Below are 21909 nucleotides of genomic sequence, written 5' to 3' on the forward strand. Positions count from 1 at the left end.
GCTTCCTTAGATCGACTGCCGCGAGATGGGCGGACAGGCAATGCGCGTGGGAACGGTGTCGGAGGAACGCTCGAGGCCCAGGAGCATGCGGACCCCGGCTGCACCCAGCTCGTAGTGCGGCAGCGCCACTGTCGATAACGGGGGGCGCAGGTGGGCGGCGATAACGTCCTGGTTGTCGAAGCCCATCACGGCAATGTCCTGGGGAATGCGCAGCCCCTGTTCGCGCAGCCCGTCGTAAAGTCCCATGGCCACGCGGTCGTTGTGACAGAACACTGCAGTGGCTCCGGATGCAATGACGCTGGGCGTGGACGCGTATCCTCCTTCTTGCTCAGGAGCTGCTGGAAACACAAGTGATTCGTCGTAACTGATGCCGGCCGTTTCCAGGGCGGCGCAGTACCCGGCGAGGCGTCCGCTTTGCGCCGGTGAGGGCGTGGTGGTGTTGATGAAGGCAATCTTGCTGTGGCCGGCGGCAAGCAGTTCCTGGGTGGCGGTACGCCCGCCTTCCTCCTCATCAGGGACGACGGCGGGTAGGCCGCTTCCAGCCGCAAAGCAGTTCACGAGCACGGTATCCGTTTGGTGAAGCGTGGCAGGAACCGTGATCTCGCGGTGGTACCAGCTCGAGTACAGGATTCCGTGGACTTGGTGCTCCAGCATCATGGCGATGGCCTCGTCCTCGGCCGCCTGGTTGCCATCGGTGTTCGCCACGAGGAGGACGTAGCCGTTTTTCCATGCTTCGTCCTGGGCCCCGTGGATGATCTGCCCAGCGAAGGGGGTGGTGGCAATGGCGTCGGCCACCAGACCGATGAAGCGTGACGTGCCGTTGGCGAGGGTTTGGGCCAGCATGTTGGGCCGGTAGCCCAGCTGTGCCACGACGTCCAGCACGCGGTGCCGGGCTTCGTCGCCAATGCGGGCACCAGGCTTGTTGTTCACCACCACTGACACCGTGGCAACGGAAACTCCAGCTGCCTTGGCGACATCCCGCATCGTTACGGTGTGGGCGCCTTTGCCCGGTTCTACGCTGGTCATCCCTTGGTTGCTCCACTCTCGAGACCGCTAATCATGGCTTTGTTCAGGACAAGGAATACCAACAGCAGCGGCGTGACTGTTACGCAAACGGCGGCGAAAGTCGCGGTCCAGTCGGTATTGCCCATCGCTCCAATGTAGTTCTGCAAACCCAGCGGGATGGTCTTCAACCCGTCGGAGAGAACAAACGTGTTGGCAAAGATGAAGTCGTTCCAGATAAAGATGCTGTTGACCAGCACCACGGTGATGATGGTATTCACCGACAGCGGGAACGTGATTTGGCTGAAAATCCGGAACGGGCCGGCACCATCAAGGGATGCCGCCTCGTACAGTTCCCGCGGGATGTACTCATAGAAGGAGCTAAACAGGTACACGGCCATGGGCATCGCGAAAGCAGCGAGTGGGATGATCATGGACATGTGGGTGTCCAACAGGCCGATCTTGGAATAGTCAATGAACAGCGGGACGAGTGCAATCTGCACGGGAACAATGATGCCCAGCAAGAACAGTGCGCGGACAAGCCCGCTGAGCCGGAAGCCCAGAACTTGCAGTGCGTAGGCCGCCATCATTCCGGCAATGACTATCAGCACGCTCGATCCCAGCGTGACGATGAAGCTGTTGAGAATGTTCAGCCACAGGTTGCCAGTAGCAAAAGCGCGGGAGTAGTTTTCCAGCGTGAATTCTGAAGGCAGCGCAAACGGATTTCCGGAAGCAAAATCCGAGGCCGTTCGGAAGCTCGTCAGGAACAGCCACGCCATGGGATAAACCTGCACAACAACGATCAGGACGATGGTCGCCGTCAGCAGCATCCGCTGCACGCGAATCCGCCTGGGTTTCTTGGCTTGTACGCGTGGTTTTACTGGCATGGGCGTGGTGGGCGCGGTGAGAACTGGCGCACTCATGAGTCGTCCCTTCGACGAAGGAGTAGGAAGATAAGGCCCACGGCGATGAGGCACTCAACAACGATGAAGACTGAGATCGCGCTGGCGTAGCCATAGTCGGTGTGCACAAAAGCTGTCTTGTACATGTAGGTGGTCAGCAGTTCCGAGGACTGCCCGGGGCCTCCGTTGGTGAGGAGGTAGGGGATGTCGAAGCCGCGAAGCGCGAAGGTCGTTGCCATGATCGTGGTCGTAATCCAGACGGGCCGGATGTACTGGAAACGGATTCGCCAAAATACCTGCCACCATGAGGCGCCATCCAGGCGGGCTGCTTCCTCGAGCTCACGAGGAACGGCCAGCAGTGCGGCATAAATGATGAGCATGTACAAGCCCGTGAAGCGCCAGCCTTCGGGAATGGATACCGCGGCAAGGACTGTCTGGACGTTGGAGAGCCAGGCTGTTTGCAGCCCGCCCAGACCAACCCAGTCCAAGACTTGGTTAAGCAGGCCCACCGGTTCCAGCGAGTAGATTCGCTGGAATAGAAAGGCGATGGCCACCGTGGAGATGACGGCGGGGAGCAGGTAGAGCGTCTTCACCACTTCGCGGGCTCGCTGGATTCCTGTCAGGAGCCCGGCCACCATGAGCGCACCGCCGAGTTGCAGCACCAGGCAGATCACCAGGTAGCCGATCGCGTTGCCGAAGGCTGTCCAGAACACGTCGTCGCGGGTGAACATCTTGGCGTAGTTGTCCAAGCCGATGAACTTCATGTCGGTGATGCCGTCCCAGCGGAAGAAGCTCAAGAAGAGCGACTGCACGATGGGGAGCAGGACCGCCAGCCCGTACAACACCAAGGGCGGGATGAGGAAAACGGCAACGGCGAGCTTGGAGCGGCCCGGCAGCATGGTGGCCATGGGCTTGCTTTTCCGTGGTGGCCGGAGAGCCTTTCGGACTCCGCTTGTCTGCGCTGTACTAGCCATTGTTGTTCTCCGCCAGGCTTGCATCCATGGTGGTGATGAACTCTTCGGGCTTGATGTCGCCTTGGACGAGGAGGGTCAGTTCCTGCTGCAGGCGGGTGTTCGTGGCCGGGTCCAGCTGGGTGTCCCACGGCATGGCGATGGATTTGCCCACGGTGTTGGCCTGTTCAACGGATCGTTTGTACAGCTCTGTGGCGTCGGCAGGGATGGTGGTTTCGGCCGTCGTCGTCGGGGAAAGGGCGCCGGTGCCGGCATAGACTTCCGGGTACTTCTTGAGGGCGAAGGCCAGGAAGTCGCGGACCAGCGGGTCATAGGTCTTGGCGTTGATGGCCATGCCAATGCCCGACGGCGTCACGTACTCATTTGCCTCGGTGACGGCCCCATCGATGCCAGGAAGGGTGAAGTAGTCCACGGAATCACGGACGCCGGCGTCAAGCTTTTGGGTGGCGAGGTTGCCCAGTTCCCAGGTGCCGATGTTGTAAACGGCGGCTTTGCCAGAGGTGAAGAGTGCCTGCGCATCAGCGTAACCGGTTGATGAGAAGCCTTCCTGGAAGCATCCTGCCTGGCCCAGGTTGTACAGCCATTCGGCTGCGGCTTTGCCTGCCGGATCGGAGAAGGATGCTTTGCCGTTCTTGAGATTTTGGATGAATTCGGGGCCGGCCATCCGGAAGGGGTAGTACGCCATGTAGCGTTCCAGCGGCCACTGATCCTGCCCGTCCAGTGCGATGGGCGTGATGCCTTTCGCCCGGAGTGCCTTGCACATCTGGGGGAAATCATCGAGGGACTTGGGGGTTTCAATGCCGGCGCTCTTGAACAGTGCGGAGTTGTACCAGAAGAACTCGAGCTGGAATTCAAAGGGAACCATGTATAGGGAGCCGTCATCGAAGCGCTGGTAGTTCAGGGCTGCTTCCCTGAAATCCTTTTTCAGGTCAAGGTCCGTTAGCAGCGTGTCAACATCGATCATGCGGTCCTGGCTGGCCAGCTTCTGTGCAAACGGGGTGGCGTCCGTGTCGAAGAGTTCGGGCAGCTTGTTCGCGGCCGCAAGTGTTTCGTACTTTTGGATGTACGAGGGCCTGTCGGGGGTGGTGATGAGGTTGAGGGAGAATCCCGGATGGTCGGTGGCGTATTCTGCGGCGATTTCCTTCATGGCCGTGATGACGCCGCCGTCGGCGGGCCGAGAAAGGAGCCAGGAAATTTCGCGGGGAACAATCTCGCCCTGAGGGTCGACGTCGTTTGGCTGGGTGCCGCTGGCTGCTCCCGAGCAGCTGGCCAGGGCCAGTGCGGCGGCAACGGCGGCGGCCAATAAGGCGGTTTTGCGCTTGGTAATTGTCATGGTCTTAATCTCCATTGATTGATCGATGGCACAGTTGATAAAACGTTTGGTGGTCTAGCTCAGGGCGGAAACGAGTTCGACCTCCGGGATGGACGGAGCCGCGATGGCGTCACGGGTGAACAGTGAAAACCCGGTGACAGTGACGTCTCCCTCGCCGACAAATACACCAACGCGGCCTGTTGGCCGGTCGTAGATGCGGGTGCTCAGGACAGTGGAGTTGTCAACGGTTGCTACGCAAAGGTCGCCGTCTACGATGACTTCCAGTTCGTGTTGGCCGGGTTCAAGAGTGACGGGCCGCTCAAGTTCGACGGCGTGGGGAACGTCGCCGGAGATCTGCCACTGTTCGGTGCCGGTGGAGCGGCGCGGCCACCGGTCGAAGACAAGCCGCCCGCGTTTCGGTTCCAGGCGCAGGCTGTACCCTTCGTCGCCGTCGGAACTTGCCCGCAAGAGGATGCCGCATTCGCTCGTATTCTCGGCAATGTCAAAGCGGGCCACCACCCTAAATGTGTCCGGAGCGTCCTCGTCAGTGAGAATGTCCGCGTAGCTGTCAGGGGCGGTGAGCTGGGATGCGGGGACGATGTCTTCCACCTGTTCGGTGAACGTCTCCCGCAGTTCCTGGGCAGGATGGAACGCCAGCGTACCGTCGTCGCGCTGTTCGGCCTCGAGAACTGACATGGTGCCGGCCCATTGCCAGGCACCGTCGTCGGTGGCGCCTTCGCGGGATGCGATCCAGCCAAAGAAGAAGCGGCGGCCGTCCCGGGCGGCCGACTTCGCAGCATAAAAGGCGCGCCCATCCAGGGAATCGTGCTCCGGCACAATCCACGGGCCGGCCAGGCTGCGTGCCATGCGGTAGCGGGTGGTGAAAGCTTCACTGAACTCTGAATAGACGAGGTACCACCACTCCCCCCACTGGAACACCTCGGGGCATTCATGGGCAATGTAGCGGCGCGGATCATAAAAGGGCGCGGCCGGCTTCCACTCCAACAGGTCCTCGGACGTGCACTGGGCAATCACACCTCGACGCCGTGCAGCTCCGTGGGTGTGGCGGGCAGTGATGAGCATCCGCCACAGCTGGGCATCCTCATCCCAGAAGACGAACGGGTCGCGCCAGTCTGCTGTTTCGTAGCCTGCGGTAGCCCCGAAGGTGTGTTCATCGTGTCGCTGCCAGGACTGCATGCCATCGTTGCTTGTGGCATGCATGACGAGCTGGAGGGCAAGGCCGTCGGCGCCGGTGTTGGCCGGATTCTGGCCCGTGTAGAAGGCGTGGTGCACGCCATCTACATCGCGCACAATGCTTCCGGTGTAAATGTTGAAGTCCGCAGATGCCGGTCCGGCCGACGGGATCGACTCACCTGTCTCACGGAAATCCACAACATTCTCAGTCACTACACGATGCCAGGGCATGCCCTCTTTGGGGACTCGGCGTGATTCGTTCAGGTAGAACAAATGGAACACACCATCTTCCTGCCAGGGGATCACATCCCCCACCCAAGCCTCGGTTGGTTTGTAAAAGCCGCGCTGCTTCATAGTCGCCTCAAATAGTTGGTTAACCGCTTATTCATGACCATAAGGGCACTCAGAAAGGTTGGTCAAGCGGTTAAGCAAATATTTCCAGAAAAGATTCTTGTTGGCCTCAATGTGATTCATAACATGCACACCATGGGCCGTTGCGGCCCTCAGAAGCTGGGAAGGGCACCACCCATGGCTATCTGGGCTTCCACGGCCGGCATCCGCTGGAGGTAAGCTTAGCCTTACATTACTTACTGAAGTCGCCCCCTGAGGTGCGCGCTTGAAACGAGCAAAGGATCGGCATATGTCTCTGGCGGACGTGCAAGAGGAGCACCCTATTTTCGCCGAGCCGTTCCATCTCCGCACAAGTTTCTTCGACACTCACGGCGCCGTGAGCTGGTCGGATCATTCGCACCACGAGCACGAGCTGTTGTGGGTCGAACGCGGATCGGTTCAGGTGCGTGTGCAGTCACGGCTCTGGCTGTTATCACGTGGCCTGGCGCTATGGTTGCCGTCGGGGACAGTTCACAGAGTGAGTTCAGATGCCGCCGTTGCCCTCGGCGCAACCCACTTCAATCCACTCTCCTGCACCGATGCATGGGATGCTCCCATGCTCATGAGCGTTGCCCCGGCGCTGCGCGAGCTGTTGCTGCACGACACCCAGAACGACATGCCAGATGAATACCGGGCCAGGGCACAGCAGGTTTGCATCGACCTGTTAACTCCCGCTTCCGTTCGCCGACCCGAGCTGCTCATCCCGACCGACTCTCGGGTATCGCGCCTGGTCAATGAGGTGCTCGCCCGTCCCCGTGACTCCCGGTCACTCGAACAATGGGCCGCTGTCCTCAATGTCAGTCCCCGAACCATCACGCGTATTTTCTCGGTCGAGACACAGATGAGCTTCGCACAATGGCGCATCGCTGTGCGCATGCGCGAGGCCGTCACGCAGATCATGCGCGGCCGGGCCGTCCAGCAGGTCAGCAGGCATCTTGGGTATTCCTCCGTCTCGTCCTTCGTTGCGACCTTCCGCCGCACTATCGGGGTCACCCCTGGCACAATTGCGGCCGCTGGAGAGTCGGCACCATTGCAGCTGTCCCGATAGGGACACTGCCCGGCCACCTGACGACGAGGTCACCCGATAGCGTGATTGAGATGGTACATGGAGCTGCATAGCGCACTCGGAGTCCACAACTTAGCCGGTTGTACGCGCCGCACTGCGCGCACAGATTAGAGGAAATTTTCAATGAACAAAAACCCACGTACTGCCCGCCGTTCGGCGAATCTAACGCTCGTGGTCGCGAGCATACTCGCGCTGGGCCTCACGCTCACTGGCTGTAACACTGCAACAAAAGCTTCGTCGGAATCAACCGCATCGACGGCTCCTGCCTCTAAGGTGCCGGTCGAAGCGGGCGCATATCCGACAACGATCGCTCACGCCTTCGGAAAGGCCGTCATCGACAAAGAGCCCGAGCGGGTCCTCACGATCGGCATTTCCTCGGAAGACACCGTCATCGCGCTGGGCGTGGTTCCGGTGGCAGTTCCCGACGAAACTTGGGCCGGCGATGCCGAAGGCTACCTGCCATGGTTCCGTGAAGCAGTCGCGGACCTAGGAGCCGAAATGCCCGTGACACTCAACGCCTCCGACACCGGCGAGCTCGACTACGAACAGATCCTGGACCTCGCACCCGACCTCATCCTCGCGCCCTACTCGGACATCAACGACGCCGCCTACAAGCGGCTCGAGTCGATCGCCACCACCGTGGCATACGCCAACGAGCCGTTCGGTATCACCTCGTGGCAGGAACAGGCCAGAATCGTCGGCCAGGCGCTGGGCCGTCCGGCTGCCACCGAGACCCTCATCGAAGGGGCGGAGACCAAGCTGGCGGACGCAGCAGCGGCTCATCCGGAGTTCAAGGGCAAGACGTTCGCTTATGGGATGGCACTCAATGAGGGAAGCACCGAGCTCGGCTTCTACGACAAGAAGGATGGCCGGGTCACGTTCACGGAGCAACTGGGACTGACCATGGATCCTGATGTCGCCGAGATCAGCGCCAACCGGCCCAAGGACCTCTGGTATGGGGCCGTCAGTCTCGAAAAGCTCGATACCGTGACACCCGATATTTTCATTGCCTGGGGCGATGATCAGGCCACCGTTGACAGGAGCCTGGCCAACCCGCTGCTGGCTCAGTGGGCTCCGCTGAAGTCCGGTGGCGACATCTGGATCACCGACAAAGAACTGGCCCGTGCCACCACCAGCGTGAGCATCATCAGCATGGGTTGGGCACTGGATCGCTACGTGCCGCTGTTAGCCGACGCCATCGCGAACACGAAGTAGGTTCCACGCCTGGAACGGGGCCCTGTTCAGATCTGAACAGGGCCCCGTGATTGCACTGCGAGTCAGTGCGCTGCGTCGGGTGGTGTTCATCGTGCCCGACGTGACCGAGGCGCTCATGAGGGCGGAGTTCCTCGCCTTGTCAGATTCAACGAGCAAACGCTGCGACCGGTCCTTCGGAAAGCCCGTGCCAAGTGCCCGAGGGAAATTTGGGCGAATGTGCGTCACGCCGTCAAGGCTGACGGTGTGGATGAGTCCCCCGAAAGGTAGGGGCGATCGGCCAGACTCCTCGGCCAAACCGTACACGTGCCCTCCCATTACAGTCCCCTTTGCCGCCCCGTGTTCTTGTAGGGAACCACCAGCGGGCCTCCGGTGATGGGGTCGGCGATGACCACGGAGTCGATGCCGAACACCTTGGCCACCGTCTCGACTGTGACAACTTCTTCGGGAGGGCCTTCGGCGACCACCTTCCCGTCCTTCATGGCGATCAGGTGCGTCGCGTACCGTGCGGCATGGTTGAGGTCGTGGAGAACCGCCACCAGGGTGTGCCCGTCGGCGTGCAGGTCGCTGAAGAGTTCCATGAGTTCTATCTGGTGGGCAATGTCCAGGAACGTGGTGGGCTCGTCCAGGAGCAGCAGCGGGGTTTGCTGGGCCAGCACCATCGCCACCCAAACTCGTTGCCGCTGCCCACCGGAAAGCTCATCGACCAGGCGGGAGGAGAGCTCGGTCAGGTGTGTGGCGGCGAGCGCGCTGGCCACTGCCAGCTCGTCCGCGTGGGACGACTGTTGCAAAAGTTTCTGGTGTGGGTAGCGGCCGCGGCCCACAAGATCCGCGACCGTGATGCCGTCGGGTGAGATTGAGGACTGCGGCAACAGGCCGATGCGGCGGGCCACCTCTTTCGCGTGGTACTTCGAGATCTCCTTGCCATCAAGCATCACGGACCCCTGGCTCGGGGTCAGAAGACGCGAGAGTGCGCGCAGCAGGGTCGATTTTCCACACGCGTTGGGGCCGATGATGACTGTGAAGGAACCGGGTGGAATGTTGACGCTCAGGTCAGCGGAGATGGTTCGCTTGTCGTAGCCAATGGTGACCTTGTCGGCGCGGAGTTCTGTCGAATCGACGGTGGCGGTCCGGGTCTCGGTGAGAGTGTTCACGAAGGTGCTTTCTGCAAGGGTGGGGGCGGGGCTATTTTCTGCGGCGGTATTCGCGGACCAGAAGCCAGATCAGGTACGTTCCGCCTATGGAGACGGTAATGATGCCCACGGGCAGCTGGATGGAGTTCGCCACCACGTCCGCCGCGGTGAGCAATAGTGCGCCCACCAGGGCCGCCGGAATCATGCCAATCCCTGCGGCGCCGGTGAGCCGGCGGGCAATCTGCGGGGCGGCGAGCGCAATGAAGGAGATGGGTCCGGCCGCTGCGGTCACCAGCGCGGTCAGGGCAACACCGACCACCACCACGCCCAGGCGTAGCCGTTCGGTGCGCAGGCCCAGTGCCTTGGCAGCGTCGTCGCCCATCTCCAGTTGCCGCATCCCGGGGCCCAGGGCCAGTGCCATGGGTACCAACAGCACCAGGATGGTGAGCATGGGCCAGAACTGGTCAAAGCCCAGTCCGTTCAGTGACCCGGAACCCCAGGCGGCTGCGGACATGGCGTCCTCCAGCTTGGCCTGAAGCATCAGGTAGGAGTTGATGGAGCCGAGCACGGCGCTGACGCCGATGCCCATGATGATGAGCCGGAACCCTTCCACACCGCGGCGGTAGGCCAGCAGGTAGACCAGTGCCGCCGTCACGATGCCGCCGATGAGCGAGCCCGCGGCGACCATGTAGTAGCCGGTGCTGCCTGCCACGAGCATGACCAGCAGCGCCCCGGTGTAGGAGCCGGCCGCGAATCCAATGACGTCCGGACTGCCCAACGGGTTGCGGGTCAGCGACTGGAACAGTGCACCGCTCATGCCCAGCGCCACGCCGGAGAAGATGGCGAACAGCAGGCGGGGCAGCCGCCACTCCGCCACCAGCATCTCGGTGCGCCGGTCCCCGTTGCCCAGCAGGGCCTGCACCACATCGGCGAGCGGGGTGCGGGAGGCGCCTGCTGTCAGCGTGTACGCGCCAATGATCAGAATCAGCACCACCATGACCAGGCCCACGGTGAGTGCCCGGCGGTCGAATCGCATCGAGACGGGCGGGCGCGAGGAACGCAGCAGCCATTGCGGGCGGCCGTTTCCTGGCGGTGCATGCTCCACTAGTTGTGTTTGTTCGTGCGTCACAGTCCACTCACCTTCTTGCGCCGTGCCAACAGGATCAAGATGGGGGCACCGACCACGGCGGTCACCAACCCCACGCGCAACTCTCCGCTGGGCAGAATGATCCTGGCAAGGATGTCGGCCAGCAGCAGCAGGATCGGCGAGACCACCAGGGTGTAGGCCATGATCCACCGCTGGTCAGGGCCAACAATCCAGCGAACCATGTGCGGCACCATCAACCCGATGAAACCGATGGGGCCTGCCAGGGCCGTTGCACCACCGGCCAGCACGGTGACGGCCACCACCACCACCACCCGGGTGCCCACAACGCTGACGCCAAGGGCTTTGCCCACGTCATCGCCCATGGCCAAGGCGTTCAGTGGCTTGGACACGAGCAGGGCCAGGACCACGCCGATGAAAATCAGCGGAGCGATCGCAGCAACAACCTCCAGGTCCCGGCCGCCAATTGATCCGGCACCCCAGTACCGCATGTTGTCGAACGCCTGCGGGTTCTTCAGGCTGATGCCCGAGGCCACACCGCCCAGCACTGCACTCAGTGCCACGCCGGCAAGCGTCATCTGAACCGGGTTGGCCACGCCGGTGCCCACCGAGCCGATCAAATAAACCAGCACCGTCACCACGGCAGCGCCCGCCAGTGCGAACCACACGTAGCCGCGGGCGTCGGTGAATCCCAGAACTCCGACGGCGATCGTGACAAAGAAGCCCGCCCCGGCATTGACGCCCAGGATGCCGGGATCGGCCAAGGGGTTTCGGGCGAAGGCCTGGATGAGGGCGCCGGCAAGCCCCAGCGCCGGGCCAACCACCAGTCCAACCACTGTGCGCGGTACGCGCAGTTCCCAGATAATGAGGGCCTCCGTGGTGCCGTCCGGATTGAAAAGGGCATTCATGACGGTGCCCACGGTCAAGTCGCGGGCACCGACCATGATGCTTGCAATGGTGACCACCACCAGCAGGACGACGGCGGCCAACAGGCCCAGCGTCCGGAAGGTGCGGGTGCGCACGGCGCCACTGGGCAGTGTCGTGGACGGCGCTGTTTTGCGGGGCTGTGGCGGCGTGCCTTCACCGGCCAGCGCAGTTGTGCTGCTCACTGCTTGAATCCTGTTCCCTGCATTGGTTACTTGAGCTTGCCGATGGCGTCCGAAAGCGGCTCAACAAAGTTGGCCAGGCCCCATGGAATGCTCAGGGGGCTTGGTGAGGACAAGGACATGGTTTGCGCGTGGTCGCTGGTGACCACCACGGCCCCGCGCTCGACGGGGCCCCAGTTGGCGAAGATGCTGCTGGACGTCAGCGCCTTCTTCCACTCCGCATCGTTTTCAACATTTGTCACGAAGAGGTCGGGTTTCAGGTCCGACATTTCTTCCAGGCTCACGTTGAAACTGGAGGATTCGCCGCTGGCCTTGGCAAGTTCGGGGATTCCCGGGGCCAGCACCATTCCCAACTGCTCCAGGAGTTGCACCCGGGTGTCTGTGGGGCCGTTGAACAGCACCGTGCCATCGTCTGAAGGCACCGTTCCATAGGCGAACGTGACGCCCTGGAACTCGGGGTGGTCCTTCGCAGCAGCTGCGATGGTGTCGTTCAGCGAGGCCTGCAGCTTTCCTGCGCGTTCCGGCACGCCCAGGGCCTGTCCCACGAGCTTGATGTTGTCCTCCAGCGGCGTGGCCCACGGCGTTTCCGGGTAGGCGACGGTGGGGGCGATCGAACTCAGCCGGGCGTAGTCCTCGGCCGTGATGCCGGAATAGGTTGCCAGAATCAAATCGGGAGCGGTGTCCAACAGTTCCTCGAAATCAATCTCGCCGCGTTCCAGGCTCGGCAGTGCAAGGGGCAGCTGACCTTGCAGCGCCTTGACGCCATCGCGGAACCAGGGGAAGTACCCGCCGTCGTCCGCTCCGTAGCTGTTCTTGCCCACCGCAACGGGAACACGTCCCAGGGCCACCACAATGTCGGGCGTGGTCCAGCCGATGACGGCGATGCGTTGCGGCTCCTGGTCAATGGTCACCTCACCCAAGGCGTGTTTGACGGTGACGGGATATGCCCCTGCCTCGGCCTGCCCCACCGTGGCTGCATCGGCTGCCTTTCCGGCGTCGGCGCTGCCTGGGGCGCAGGCGCTCAGGGCAAGGGCTGCAATGAGGGCCAGTGCGGCCAGGGCCTTCTTCTTGGCGCCGACGGCGCGCATGGTCAACGTGCTCATGACTTGCCAATGGTGTCGGTGAGCTGCGGAACCAGAACGTCCATGCCCCACGGAATGCCGAGGACGCTGACGCGCTGCGTGGCGGAAGAGAGGGCCTTGTCGGTGAGCCACAGGTCCTTGCCGCCTGCGATGACGGACCACTTCGAGAAGAGCGGGTTCTTCAGGGAGTAATCCACCTCAGACTGTTCACTGGCCCAGCCAATGAAAATGTCGGCATCCACCGTGTCAAGCTTTTCCAGGCTCACCCCGAAACTGAACGAGTCGGCATCGGCCTTGGCTGCGCCGGCAACCACATCGGGTGCCACAGTCAGCCCAATGTCGCTGATGAACTTCACCCGGGGGTCTGCGGGACCGTAGACGGCGGCCTCGGTTTCGCCTTCTCGCAGGTAAGTGCCGTAAAGGAAGCTCACACCCTCAAATTCGGGATGTCCGGCCTTGACCTTCTCCACTGCGGCCTCGGTCTGGGTGACGAGTTCCGCCGCGCGTGCCGGCCGCCCGAGCGCCTGGCCAATGCTGGTGGTCATTTGCTGCCATGAGCTCGGCTGCCACGGCTTGTTGTCATAGGGCAGGGTGGGCGCAATTTCACTGAGCCGCGCATAGTCCTCCTGGGAGAAGCCCGAGTACGGGGCCAGGATGATGTCCGGCGCCTCGTCCAGGATCACTTCAAAGTTCAGGTCACCGCTCTCGGAATAGAACTGCTTGGTCTCCGGTGTTTCATCAACCAGCTTGTCCATGGCCTGGCGAGTCCAGGGGAAGTAGCCCTGCTCGTCGCCACCCCAGGTCTGCTTGGAGATGGATGTGGGCACCACGCCCAGGGCAAGGGCTGTGTCGGCCGATTCCGAGTCCATGACCAACACGCGTTTCGGCTCTTCCTTGATGGTGGTCTCGCCGAGTGCATGCTTGATGGTGACAGGGAAGGCGCCGTCTTCAGCCTGGCTGGCAGTGGCCGTTGCATTTGCCGAACCGGCGTCGCTGCTGCCTTGGGAGCAGCCGCTGACCGCTAGAACCGCGATGAGGGCGAAGGCGGCCAGGCCCCTCTTCCGGAAGGGTGTGGCAGTGAGAGTGCGGGACATGATCATCCTGTGTTCGAAGTGTCTGCTGTGCGGCATGGCCCGGCAGGTTAGGGCAGGGTTACCTAACATCCAAGCCTATGTTGCCGCCCCTCGACTGTGTGGACAGCAAGTATCGCTTTTCGGACAAGGGTGCCGCATTCACGGCGGACCTAGTCCCGGGCCAGCAGCTCCCCCGGCGTGTAGCCAACAACTTTGCGGAAAGCGGCCACGAATGCACTGGTGGTGCCGTAACCAACCCTTCGACCAACAGCCCCCACGCTCATGCCTTGTGCCAGCAAGCCGTGGGCTGAGCGCATCCGAACCAGCCGGCGCCAATGCACAAAACTCATGGCCACATCAGCCCCGAAGGTCCGTGTGATGGTTCGAGAACTCAGGTTGAGCCTGCGAGCCCACTGCTCCAGTGAGCGGTCATCGGCGGGGTCTTTCAGGACGCTGTCCACCAGTTCCCGAATCCTGGGATCGGAGGGTATTGGCACGGACATGTTGCTGGACTCGACAGGCTCGAGCATGTCGATGCACACCTGCTGGGCCCGCAGCCGCTCCTCCGCGGGCATTCCCGTGTGGGCCAGGTGGACCAGCAGCTGCTGCACCGCCTCGTTGACGTTCACGGCGGTGGTGTTTTTCCAGCCCCGGGTCCACGCTTCCGGCGAGAAGAGCGTGACCCGCGAGGCGACGCCGCCGCCCATGTGGCCTTCGTGCACCACGCCACGGGGAATCCACAGGCCGGTTCCCGGGAGGACGCTCCACATCCGGCCATCCAACAGAATCGTCACCACTCCCCGCGCGGACCAGATCAGCTCATGCTCATCGTGGCTGTGCGGGGGCCACTGGCAGGGTTCTTCCTGCTCCATCATTCCCGTGGTCAGCAGGAACGGATCAGGCACCGCCCGGGGGCCGCGAACTGCGCCCATGGGACGCGCAGACCCCAGCCCCGCCTTCCCGGGCGCAGCAGCAAGGGCAGGGGCAAGCACTGATGTCACGGCACAACCTTCCAAAAACTATTGTTAGGCTAACCTTACTTCATGCGGGGCCCGTGGCGGCTCCCGCGCACCCCCTCCGACGACACTTAAGGACCCATAGTGGCCATCCCCTGCGCACCGGCACGTGTAGTTCACGTGACCCGCCTGTCCCCGCACATGATCCGCATCACGCTCGAAGCCGTGGGCGATTGGCGCTGGCATGTCAACGGCATTGGCGACGAACGCGTCGACATCGCCATCCCCCGCCCCGGCGAGAGCCGCGCCGAACTTGAGACGTTCAACCTGCCGGAGTATGGCCCCGGCTGGACGGGCGAGGAGCCTCCGTGGCGGCACTACACCATCCGTTCCGTGCACAGCGACGGCCGGCGTTTCGACATCGACTTCGCCATCCACGGCCACGGAATTGCCTCTGGCTGGGCCGAGCGGGCTGAGCCGGGCCATGTCATTGGAATTTTCAACGAGGGCGAGAGCCGCTCCTACTACGAGCCGCCGGCCGACGCCGAGGTACAGATCCTCGTCGCCGACCTAACGGGACTTCCGGGACTCGGGCGGATCGTTGAGGGGCTGCCCAGCGGGGTACGCGCCGTCGTGCTTGCCGAGGTCCCTGAAAAGGCGGACATCCTGCCGTTCGCCACGGCCGCGGAGGTGGAGTACCGCTGGCTGGTGGGCACCGGAAACGGGCTCGGCGACAGCGCACTGCCCGGCGCGGTCGCCGAGCTGGCGGAGCCCGATGCACCCTGGTACGCCTGGGTTGCGTGTGAGGCCTCCGCCAGCCGTGCCATCCGCCGCGAGCTGCGCCAACGGCTCGGCTCACCCCGCAACCGGCACCACGCGATCGGCTACTGGGCCAAGGACAAGGCCGGCGACCGCCCGGCCGACATGGACTGAGCCCGGCCGGGTGGCCATGCGGCGGCAAGCTGCGCCCTTGTCCTGAACCCGATACGGGTTGTCCGCTGCAGCCCTTGTTGCCGGATCAGGTTCATTCCTAGGGTTGAAGGCATGGTTTCAACTATCACCGCTCCCCCGGCACCCAGGAGCAAGGCCGGCGGCTCGGCCCCGGGCGCACGCGCCCTGCCAACCACCCCCGGCCAGGCGCTGGCCCACGGCTCGTTCCGCGAGGGCCGCGGCAGGCGCCTGGCCGTGGCCGCCGCCTGCCGCATGCTCCACCAGGTCACCGAGGCATTGGTCCCGGTGGCGATTGGCGTGACGGTGGACCGGGCCATTGCCCCAGGAAATCCTGGTGCCCTAGTCTGGTGCCTGGCCGGAACTGCGCTGCTGTTCGTGGTCCTCACCTCCAGCTGGCGGATTGGCACCCGCCTGAACACCAGTGTTTTCAGCCACGGTGAACATTCGCTGCGTCAGCTGTTGGCCGGCAAGGTCCTGGATCCGCTGCATAGCGGCACGGGCCGCGGGCCGGGCCGGCTGCTGAGTCTTTCAACGTCTGACACCCGCCACACGGCGGGCCTGGCCTGGGTGGTCACCGAACAGCTCAGTGCGTTCGCCGCGCTAATCACGGCCGCCGTAGCGCTTGTGCTGGTCTCCTGGCAGCTCGGCGCCACGGTGCTGGTGGCAACGGCGGCCTTCATGCTGCTCATGCACCTGGTCACCACCCCGCTGGAGCGCCGGGCCGTGGCGCAGCAGGCGGCGGCTGCAGAATCCGCCCACGTGGCCTCCGATTTGGTCACCGGGTTGCGCGTATTGAAGGGGATCGGGGCCGTGGATGGTGCCGCAGCGCGCTATCGCGAGGCCAGCCGCTCCTCCCTGGACGCCGCGATGTCCATGGCACGCGCCAAGGCCCTGTTCACAGGAGTCTCGTTGGGCCTCTCGGGTGCTTTCCTGGCCGCCATCGCCTGGCTCGCCTCCACCATGGCCGCCAACGGCAGCATCACAGTTGGCCAGCTGGTGACGGTGGTGGGCCTGGCACAGTTCATCAAGGACCCCATGACAACACTGGCGTTTCTCAGTGCAGAGATCCGGGAAAAGCGTGCGGTTGCCGGACGCCTTTCCGGCCTTCTGGCCGAGGAAAACGATCTTGACCAGCGGGCATCCGGCACGGATGTGCTGCCCGATGGATTGCCCGACGACGGCAGCGCGGTTGAGGGTGCGCGCGGCCTCCGCGTCGCTTCAGTTTCCGGGAGCCACTTCGTGGTGGATGTGGACGCGGGAAGCATCACTGGCATCCTCGCAACCCCTGCTACTGCCCGCCAGCTCATTGAACTGCTCACGTACCGGCGCCCGCTGGCCCGGGGCGAGCTGTCCCTCCACGGGCACGATGCAATTGACTTGGGCCCGGAAGAAGTGGCGCGGCACGTCTTCGTGTCAGACCACGACGGTGCCGTCTTCTCCGCCAGCGTTCGGGAGAACCTGGCCACGGACTCGGTCGAGGCGGCACTGCTGGCCGCCTCCGGGCTGGATGAGGTGCTCCGGCATCTGCCCGACGGGCTCGATTCGAGGATCGGGGAACACGGACGAACATTGTCCGGCGGCCAGCGCCAGCGCCTGCTGCTGGGCCGAGCACTGCATCAGCCGCAGCCCCTGTTGGTGCTGCATGAGCCCACCTCTGCCGTGGACTCGGTCACCGAAATGCGTATTGCCGAGTCGCTGGACGGGTTGCGCGGGCGCGCGCTTGTCCTGATCACTGACAGCCCGGCCCTGCTGGCTATTTGTGACTCCGTGGTTGACCTTGGCGCGGAACCGACCGCCTTGAACATGGTGGGTGCAGCGGATGCCCAGTAAGCAGGAAACGCGAGCCGAGCCGCTCAAGGCGACGGCCGCCGCAGGACTTCCCATTGCCGGGACCCGGGCCACGTGGAAACACGCCCTGCGGGTATTCTCCCGCCGCAAGGGGCTCCTGGCTCTCATGGTGGCGACGCTGCTGGCAGGATCTGCCACCGGCCTCCTGGTGCCGGCGGTCCTTGGCTGGATGGTGGACATTGCCGGCCGCGGCGAACTTGCCGGGGCGTTGCTGCCGGCGGCCGGGGTGCTGTTGGCCGCGGCCCTTGCCTCTGCAGCGCTGAACAGCTGGGGCTCCATCGCCATGGCCAAGCTGGGCCAGCATGGCCTGGCGGAGCTGCGTGAGGAGGTGTTTGCCACTGCGCTGGCCCAGCCCTCGGAAGATCTTGAGCGCGCTGGTTCCGGGGATCTCATCTCGCGTGTTTCACACGACGTGGAAGCGGTCAATGAGGCCATCGGCTCCATTCTTCCCTCGTTCATCTCGGCGCTTTTCACCATCTCGCTGACCATTGTGGGGCTCGGTGCCATCGATCCGCGGTTTGCCATCGCGGCCCTATTGGGTACGCCCATCCACATCTTCGCCCTGCGCAGCTTCCTGCGCGCCTCGGGTCCGCTATATCGCAGCGTGCGCGTGGCCGAATCCCAGCGCGGGCAGCACCTGCTCGAGGCGACCTCCGGTGTGCACACCGTGCGGGCGCTGGGCCACGGGAGCCGGCACCTGGCCCGGATCGCACGCTCCTCACTGGAAGCCATTGGCCTGGTCATGCAGACGGTGGTGATCCGGACACGGTTCCAGGGTCGCCTGAACGTGGCGGAGCTGATCGGGCTCTGCTCCATCCTGGCTGTGGGCTACTGGTTGGTGGGCAACGGCTCGGTCAGCGTGGGTGCCGCCACGGCTGCGGCGCTGTTCTTCCACCGCTTATTCGGCCCCATCGGCGTGATCCTCATGAACGTTGACGATCTGCAGCTGGCCGGGGCTGGGCTCTCCCGGCTTGTGGGCGTGCTGCAGGGGGCCGTCGGCTCTGCTGCTGACCTCCCGAAGAACGACGGCGGCGCCCTCACCCGCCGCGGTTCCGCACCGGGTGGGATTGTTTTGATGGGCATTGACGCCGGATATCTCCCCGGGCAGAACATCCTGTCGGGACTCGATTTGCACGTCCGCGAGGGCGAACACATTGCCTTGGTGGGCGCCAGCGGTGCCGGAAAGACAACGCTGGCGAGGGTCATTGCCGGTAGCCTGGATCCAACGGCCGGCTCCCTTTCATGGAACGGGGCATCCTACGGCGCCGCCGAAGAATCCCCTGGTCTGGGCCGCAGCGCCGTGCTGATCAGCCAGGACATCCACGTCTTTTCCGGCACTGTTGCAGATAATTTGCGGCTGGCGGCACCCAACGCCAGCGATGCGGAGCTGCTCAAGGAACTTGCCGCCGCCGGCGCCGACTGGGTGGCCGCGCTGCCGCAGGGTCTTTCGACTGTTGTGGGAGGGGGCGGGTTTGCGCTGACCGGGGACCGCGCCCAGCACTTGGCGCTGGTGCGTGCACTGCTCAGTGACGCTCCAGTGCTGGTCCTTGACGAGGCCACCGCGGAAGACGGCTCCAGGTCCTCGCAGCTGCTGGAGCAGGCCGCACTGCGTGCCGTGCGCGGGCGCACCGCCATCAGCGTGGCGCACCGGCTCAGCCAGGCGGCGCAGGCAGACCGAATCCTGGTCATGGACGAGGGCCGCATCATCGATGCGGGCACCCATGCGGAACTGCTGTCGCGAGACGGGCTCTATGCCAGGCTGTGGCGTGCCTGGACCGGAAACCGCGCGGGGGGATAGCCGCCGGCCAGGTCAGGCACTGCTTGCCAAGGGTGCTGGAAAATTCGTTCAAGCTCTCCGAAACCTCCTCCACTGTGTGGGCCCGGACGACTGAGATGTGTCAAGGATCCGGGCCCCGGATGCCGGCTGGACTGCGCACCTTGCCACCGACGGTGATCTTGTTCAAGGCTCAAGCGTGCGGCCGTTTACGAAACGCAATGCGTTCCCAGCCCCAGCACCTACTGTTAACCGAGCACCCTACGAAATCGTTTGCGTAACTCTGCGAAGACGCGTTGGGCAAGCAGCCATCAACTTTATGGAAAGGGATCCAGTGGCCACCATCCGCGATGTCGCCGAGCTGGCAGGCGTGTCTCCGGCGACAGTTTCTCGCGTGGTCAATGGACTCGTGGGCTACTCCGATGAAACACGGCTCCGTGTCGAAGCAGCGGTCAAAAGCCTGAGTTACGAAACCGATTACTTCGCCCGGGGGTTGAAGACCCGGCAGACTTCAGTCATCGGGCTGCTGGCCCCCATGGTTTCGGATGCCCTGACGTCCCAAGTCATGCAGGGGGTGGAAGTTGAAGCCCAGGAACGCGGCTACGCGGTGATGATGGGCCGCACGGGCGCCAAATCGGCCTACATCGCCAGCTACCTGCGGACCTTGCGAACCTACCGGGCCGCCGGCGTCATTCTGATCTCCGCGGTGATCACGCCGGAGACCAGGCAATTGCTGGGGCCAACTGTGCCCATCATCTCCGTCGCCATCAGCGACAAGTCCGGCTCACCCAGTGTTGCCATCGACGACGAGCAGGCAGCCTATGACGCAACCCGTCATCTACTCCGGCTCGGCCACCGCAGGATCGGCCTGCTGGCCGGAAATGCGGCCTCCATCTACGTTGCCCAGCCACGCAAACGCGGCTATGAGCGCGCCATGGCGGAAGCCGGCTGCACGCCTGTCACAGCAACCGGCACCTTCTTCTACGAGAGCGGCGCCGCCTGCGTCGATGAACTCCTGAGGCAGGAACCGGGGCTCACGGCATTCTTCGCGATGAGCGACGAAATGGGTGCCGCCGCCATCAACGAACTGCAGCGGCGCGGCTTCCGGGTGCCCGAGGACGTCTCGGTGCTGGGCTTCGACAACACCTCAACCTCGCTCCATGTAAACCCCCAGCTGAGCACCATGGCCCAACCGCTGGAGGAAATGGGGCGGACGGCAGTGAAAAAACTGCTCCGCGCCCGTGACCTGGGCCCAAAGATCATGGCGCACCGGCTGATTGAGCGCGGATCAACCGCACCGATTGGTTCCGCTGGGCCAACACCCCCGGCACCAACCAGCTAAACACCAGCTAGCCACTCCACTCAACCGACTCCGACGTCGGGCGATTCCCCATGCCACAAAACAGTCACCACAAACCACCCAAACAACAAGGAGCATCACATGAGGCAGCGCCGCCACACCTGGCAAACTCTTCTGACCACCGCCGCAGCACTGACGGTCACGGCCGTGGCCCTCACCGGCTGCACCGGCTCCACGCCGGAAGCCAAAGAAAAAGCGGCGGTCAGCGCCGATTCCTTCACGGGCAAGGGCCCCATCAACTACGTGTCCAACCGCGACGCCTCGGGCGCCGCAAACAAGGTCATAGCGGAATGGAACGCCGCCCACCCAGAGGAGAAGGTCACGTTCATTGAACTGCCCGACTCCGCGGACCAGCAGCGCCAGCAACTCGTGCAGAACGCCCAAATCAAGTCGGACACGTTTGGCGTGCTGAATCTCGACGTCGTCTGGACCTCCGAGTTTGCCGCCAACAAGTGGATCCTGCCGCTACCGGCAGATGCCATCCCAACGGGGAAGATGATTCCGGCAACTGTCAACGCCGCAACGTACCGGGACACCCTGGTCGGCGCTCCGTACTACACCGACGGTGCCCTCCTCTATTTCCGCTCCGATCTGCTCAAGGCGGCAGGCATTGCCACTCCCCCGCAGACGTGGGCCGAGATGAAGAGCGCCTGCGCCGCGATTCTTGGCCTCCCCGAAGCCGCCGGCATGTCTTGCTATGCCGGCCAGTTCGACAAAAATGAGGCCCTCACTGTCAACTTCTCCGAGGCAGTGGCCTCGGCCGGCGGCACAGTGGTCGATGCGCAAGGCAAGCCCACCCTCAACACCCCAGAAGCCAAGGCAGGCTTGAACCTGCTGGTGGATGGGTTCAAGGACGGCATGTTCCCCTCCGACGCCATCACTTTCCTGGAAGAACAGGGACGCCGCGCATTCCAGGACGGTGAAGTTGTCTTTATGCGCAACTGGCCATTCCTCCACGCCTCCCTAAGCGCTACCGACGGATCCAGCAAGGTCGCCGGCAAGTTCGGCATCACCTCGATCCCCGGCGTCGACGGCCCAGGCGTTTCCACTCTCGGAGGTCGCAACCTCGCAATCTCGCCGTTCACCCCCAACAAGGCCACGGCACTGGAGTTCATCAAGTTCTTCACCAGCGAAGAGCAGTCCACCAAGCGCCTCGAGCTCAGTTCCCGCGCACCTGTATACGCCGACCTCTTCGCGGACCCCGCAGTTGTCGCAAAACGCCCCTTCTTTCCCACGCTTCTGACGTCACTGGAGAATGCCCAGCCGCGGCCCAAGGTGGTTCAGTACGGCGCAACCACCAAGGCGATTCAGGAGGAGGTCTACGCGGCCATCACCGGCGCGAAGGACACGGATACGGCCTTGACTGACTTACAGACCAAGCTCACCGAGCTGTCCAAGTAATTTAGGCGGCCCCGCATTGCAGCAGTTCTGACCACGCGCCTGGCCGGCCCGCCCTGCCGGCCAGGCGCACT

General features: G+C 63.5%; 18 protein-coding genes. 7 read left to right on the forward strand and 11 right to left on the reverse strand.

Going from position 1 to position 21909, the window contains the following annotated elements; translation table 11 throughout:
- Positions 1 to 6: 6 nt before the first annotated feature.
- The 5 genes from BLV41_RS12025 to BLV41_RS12045 all read right to left on the reverse strand — a co-directional run bounded on the left by BLV41_RS12025 (position 7) and on the right by BLV41_RS12045 (position 5735).
- Positions 7 to 1026 (reverse strand): LacI family DNA-binding transcriptional regulator, encoded by a 1020-nt coding sequence (locus BLV41_RS12025; protein WP_074711806.1) that lies wholly within the window; start codon positions 1024 to 1026, stop codon positions 7 to 9.
- Entirely contained in the window at positions 1023 to 1925 is a 903-nt protein-coding gene (locus BLV41_RS12030; protein WP_044578846.1) for a carbohydrate ABC transporter permease, read from the reverse strand. The genes BLV41_RS12025 and BLV41_RS12030 overlap by 4 nt, the downstream gene beginning before the upstream one ends.
- Complete coding sequence (locus BLV41_RS12035; protein WP_044578969.1) at positions 1922 to 2803, reverse strand: carbohydrate ABC transporter permease; 882 nt, start codon at positions 2801 to 2803, stop codon at positions 1922 to 1924. The genes BLV41_RS12030 and BLV41_RS12035 overlap by 4 nt, the downstream gene beginning before the upstream one ends.
- Before the next feature lie 67 nt (positions 2804 to 2870).
- The gene (locus tag BLV41_RS12040) at positions 2871 to 4208 is read right to left on the reverse strand and encodes an ABC transporter substrate-binding protein (protein ID WP_074711807.1); all 1338 of its coding nucleotides are present in this window, start codon (positions 4206 to 4208) and stop codon (positions 2871 to 2873) included.
- A gap of 54 nt (positions 4209 to 4262) precedes the next feature.
- Positions 4263 to 5735, reverse strand: a complete 1473-nt coding sequence (locus BLV41_RS12045) for a glycoside hydrolase family 32 protein (RefSeq protein ID WP_074711808.1) — start codon at positions 5733 to 5735, stop codon at positions 4263 to 4265.
- Positions 5736 to 6021: 286 nt separating this feature from the next.
- Between BLV41_RS12045 and BLV41_RS12050 the strand changes: the two genes are divergently transcribed.
- Positions 6022 to 6819, forward strand: a complete 798-nt coding sequence (locus BLV41_RS12050; RefSeq protein WP_050070410.1) for a helix-turn-helix transcriptional regulator — start codon at positions 6022 to 6024, stop codon at positions 6817 to 6819.
- Positions 6820 to 6960: 141 nt separating this feature from the next.
- A complete protein-coding gene (locus tag BLV41_RS12055) occupies positions 6961 to 8052 on the forward strand; it encodes an ABC transporter substrate-binding protein (protein WP_074711809.1) in 1092 nt (363 codons plus the stop codon).
- 314 nt (positions 8053 to 8366) lie between these two features.
- Here the strand turns inward: BLV41_RS12055 and BLV41_RS12060 are convergent, their stop codons facing one another.
- The 6 genes from BLV41_RS12060 to BLV41_RS12085 form a co-directional block, all read right to left on the reverse strand.
- Positions 8367 to 9203, reverse strand: coding sequence for an ABC transporter ATP-binding protein (locus BLV41_RS12060; protein WP_074711810.1), 837 nt, complete (start codon positions 9201 to 9203; stop codon positions 8367 to 8369).
- A 31-nt stretch (positions 9204 to 9234) separates the two neighbouring features.
- Positions 9235 to 10311 (reverse strand): FecCD family ABC transporter permease, encoded by a 1077-nt coding sequence (locus BLV41_RS12065; RefSeq protein WP_244516881.1) that lies wholly within the window; start codon positions 10309 to 10311, stop codon positions 9235 to 9237.
- Positions 10308 to 11396, reverse strand: a complete 1089-nt coding sequence (locus BLV41_RS12070; RefSeq protein WP_074711811.1) for an iron chelate uptake ABC transporter family permease subunit — start codon at positions 11394 to 11396, stop codon at positions 10308 to 10310. The genes BLV41_RS12065 and BLV41_RS12070 overlap by 4 nt, the downstream gene beginning before the upstream one ends.
- 26 nt (positions 11397 to 11422) lie before the next feature.
- Positions 11423 to 12496: an ABC transporter substrate-binding protein gene (locus BLV41_RS12075; RefSeq protein ID WP_074711812.1), complete on the reverse strand. Its 1074-nt coding sequence runs from the start codon at positions 12494 to 12496 to the stop codon at positions 11423 to 11425.
- The gene (locus tag BLV41_RS12080) at positions 12493 to 13569 is read right to left on the reverse strand and encodes an ABC transporter substrate-binding protein (RefSeq protein WP_074711813.1); all 1077 of its coding nucleotides are present in this window, start codon (positions 13567 to 13569) and stop codon (positions 12493 to 12495) included. Before BLV41_RS12080 ends, BLV41_RS12075 begins: the two co-directional genes overlap by 4 nt.
- Before the next feature lie 149 nt (positions 13570 to 13718).
- Complete coding sequence (locus tag BLV41_RS12085; RefSeq protein ID WP_211481627.1) at positions 13719 to 14549, reverse strand: helix-turn-helix domain-containing protein; 831 nt, start codon at positions 14547 to 14549, stop codon at positions 13719 to 13721.
- Positions 14550 to 14648: 99 nt separating this feature from the next.
- Between BLV41_RS12085 and BLV41_RS12090 the strand changes: the two genes are divergently transcribed.
- The 5 genes from BLV41_RS12090 to BLV41_RS12110 all read left to right on the forward strand — a co-directional run bounded on the left by BLV41_RS12090 (position 14649) and on the right by BLV41_RS12110 (position 21838).
- The gene (locus BLV41_RS12090; protein WP_074711815.1) at positions 14649 to 15437 is read left to right on the forward strand and encodes a siderophore-interacting protein; all 789 of its coding nucleotides are present in this window, start codon (positions 14649 to 14651) and stop codon (positions 15435 to 15437) included.
- 111 nt (positions 15438 to 15548) lie between these two features.
- The gene (locus tag BLV41_RS12095) at positions 15549 to 17285 is read left to right on the forward strand and encodes an ABC transporter transmembrane domain-containing protein (RefSeq protein WP_083360754.1); all 1737 of its coding nucleotides are present in this window, start codon (positions 15549 to 15551) and stop codon (positions 17283 to 17285) included.
- Positions 17275 to 19101, forward strand: a complete 1827-nt coding sequence (locus tag BLV41_RS12100; RefSeq protein ID WP_074711816.1) for an ABC transporter ATP-binding protein — start codon at positions 17275 to 17277, stop codon at positions 19099 to 19101. The genes BLV41_RS12095 and BLV41_RS12100 overlap by 11 nt, the downstream gene beginning before the upstream one ends.
- 295 nt (positions 19102 to 19396) lie before the next feature.
- Positions 19397 to 20419 (forward strand): LacI family DNA-binding transcriptional regulator, encoded by a 1023-nt coding sequence (locus BLV41_RS12105; RefSeq protein ID WP_083360755.1) that lies wholly within the window; start codon positions 19397 to 19399, stop codon positions 20417 to 20419.
- Positions 20420 to 20518: 99 nt separating this feature from the next.
- Positions 20519 to 21838, forward strand: a complete 1320-nt coding sequence (locus BLV41_RS12110) for an ABC transporter substrate-binding protein (protein ID WP_074711818.1) — start codon at positions 20519 to 20521, stop codon at positions 21836 to 21838.
- Positions 21839 to 21909: the final 71 nt, after the last annotated feature.

The organism is Arthrobacter alpinus (genome assembly GCF_900105965.1).
GTDB lineage: Bacteria > Actinomycetota > Actinomycetes > Actinomycetales > Micrococcaceae > Specibacter > Specibacter alpinus.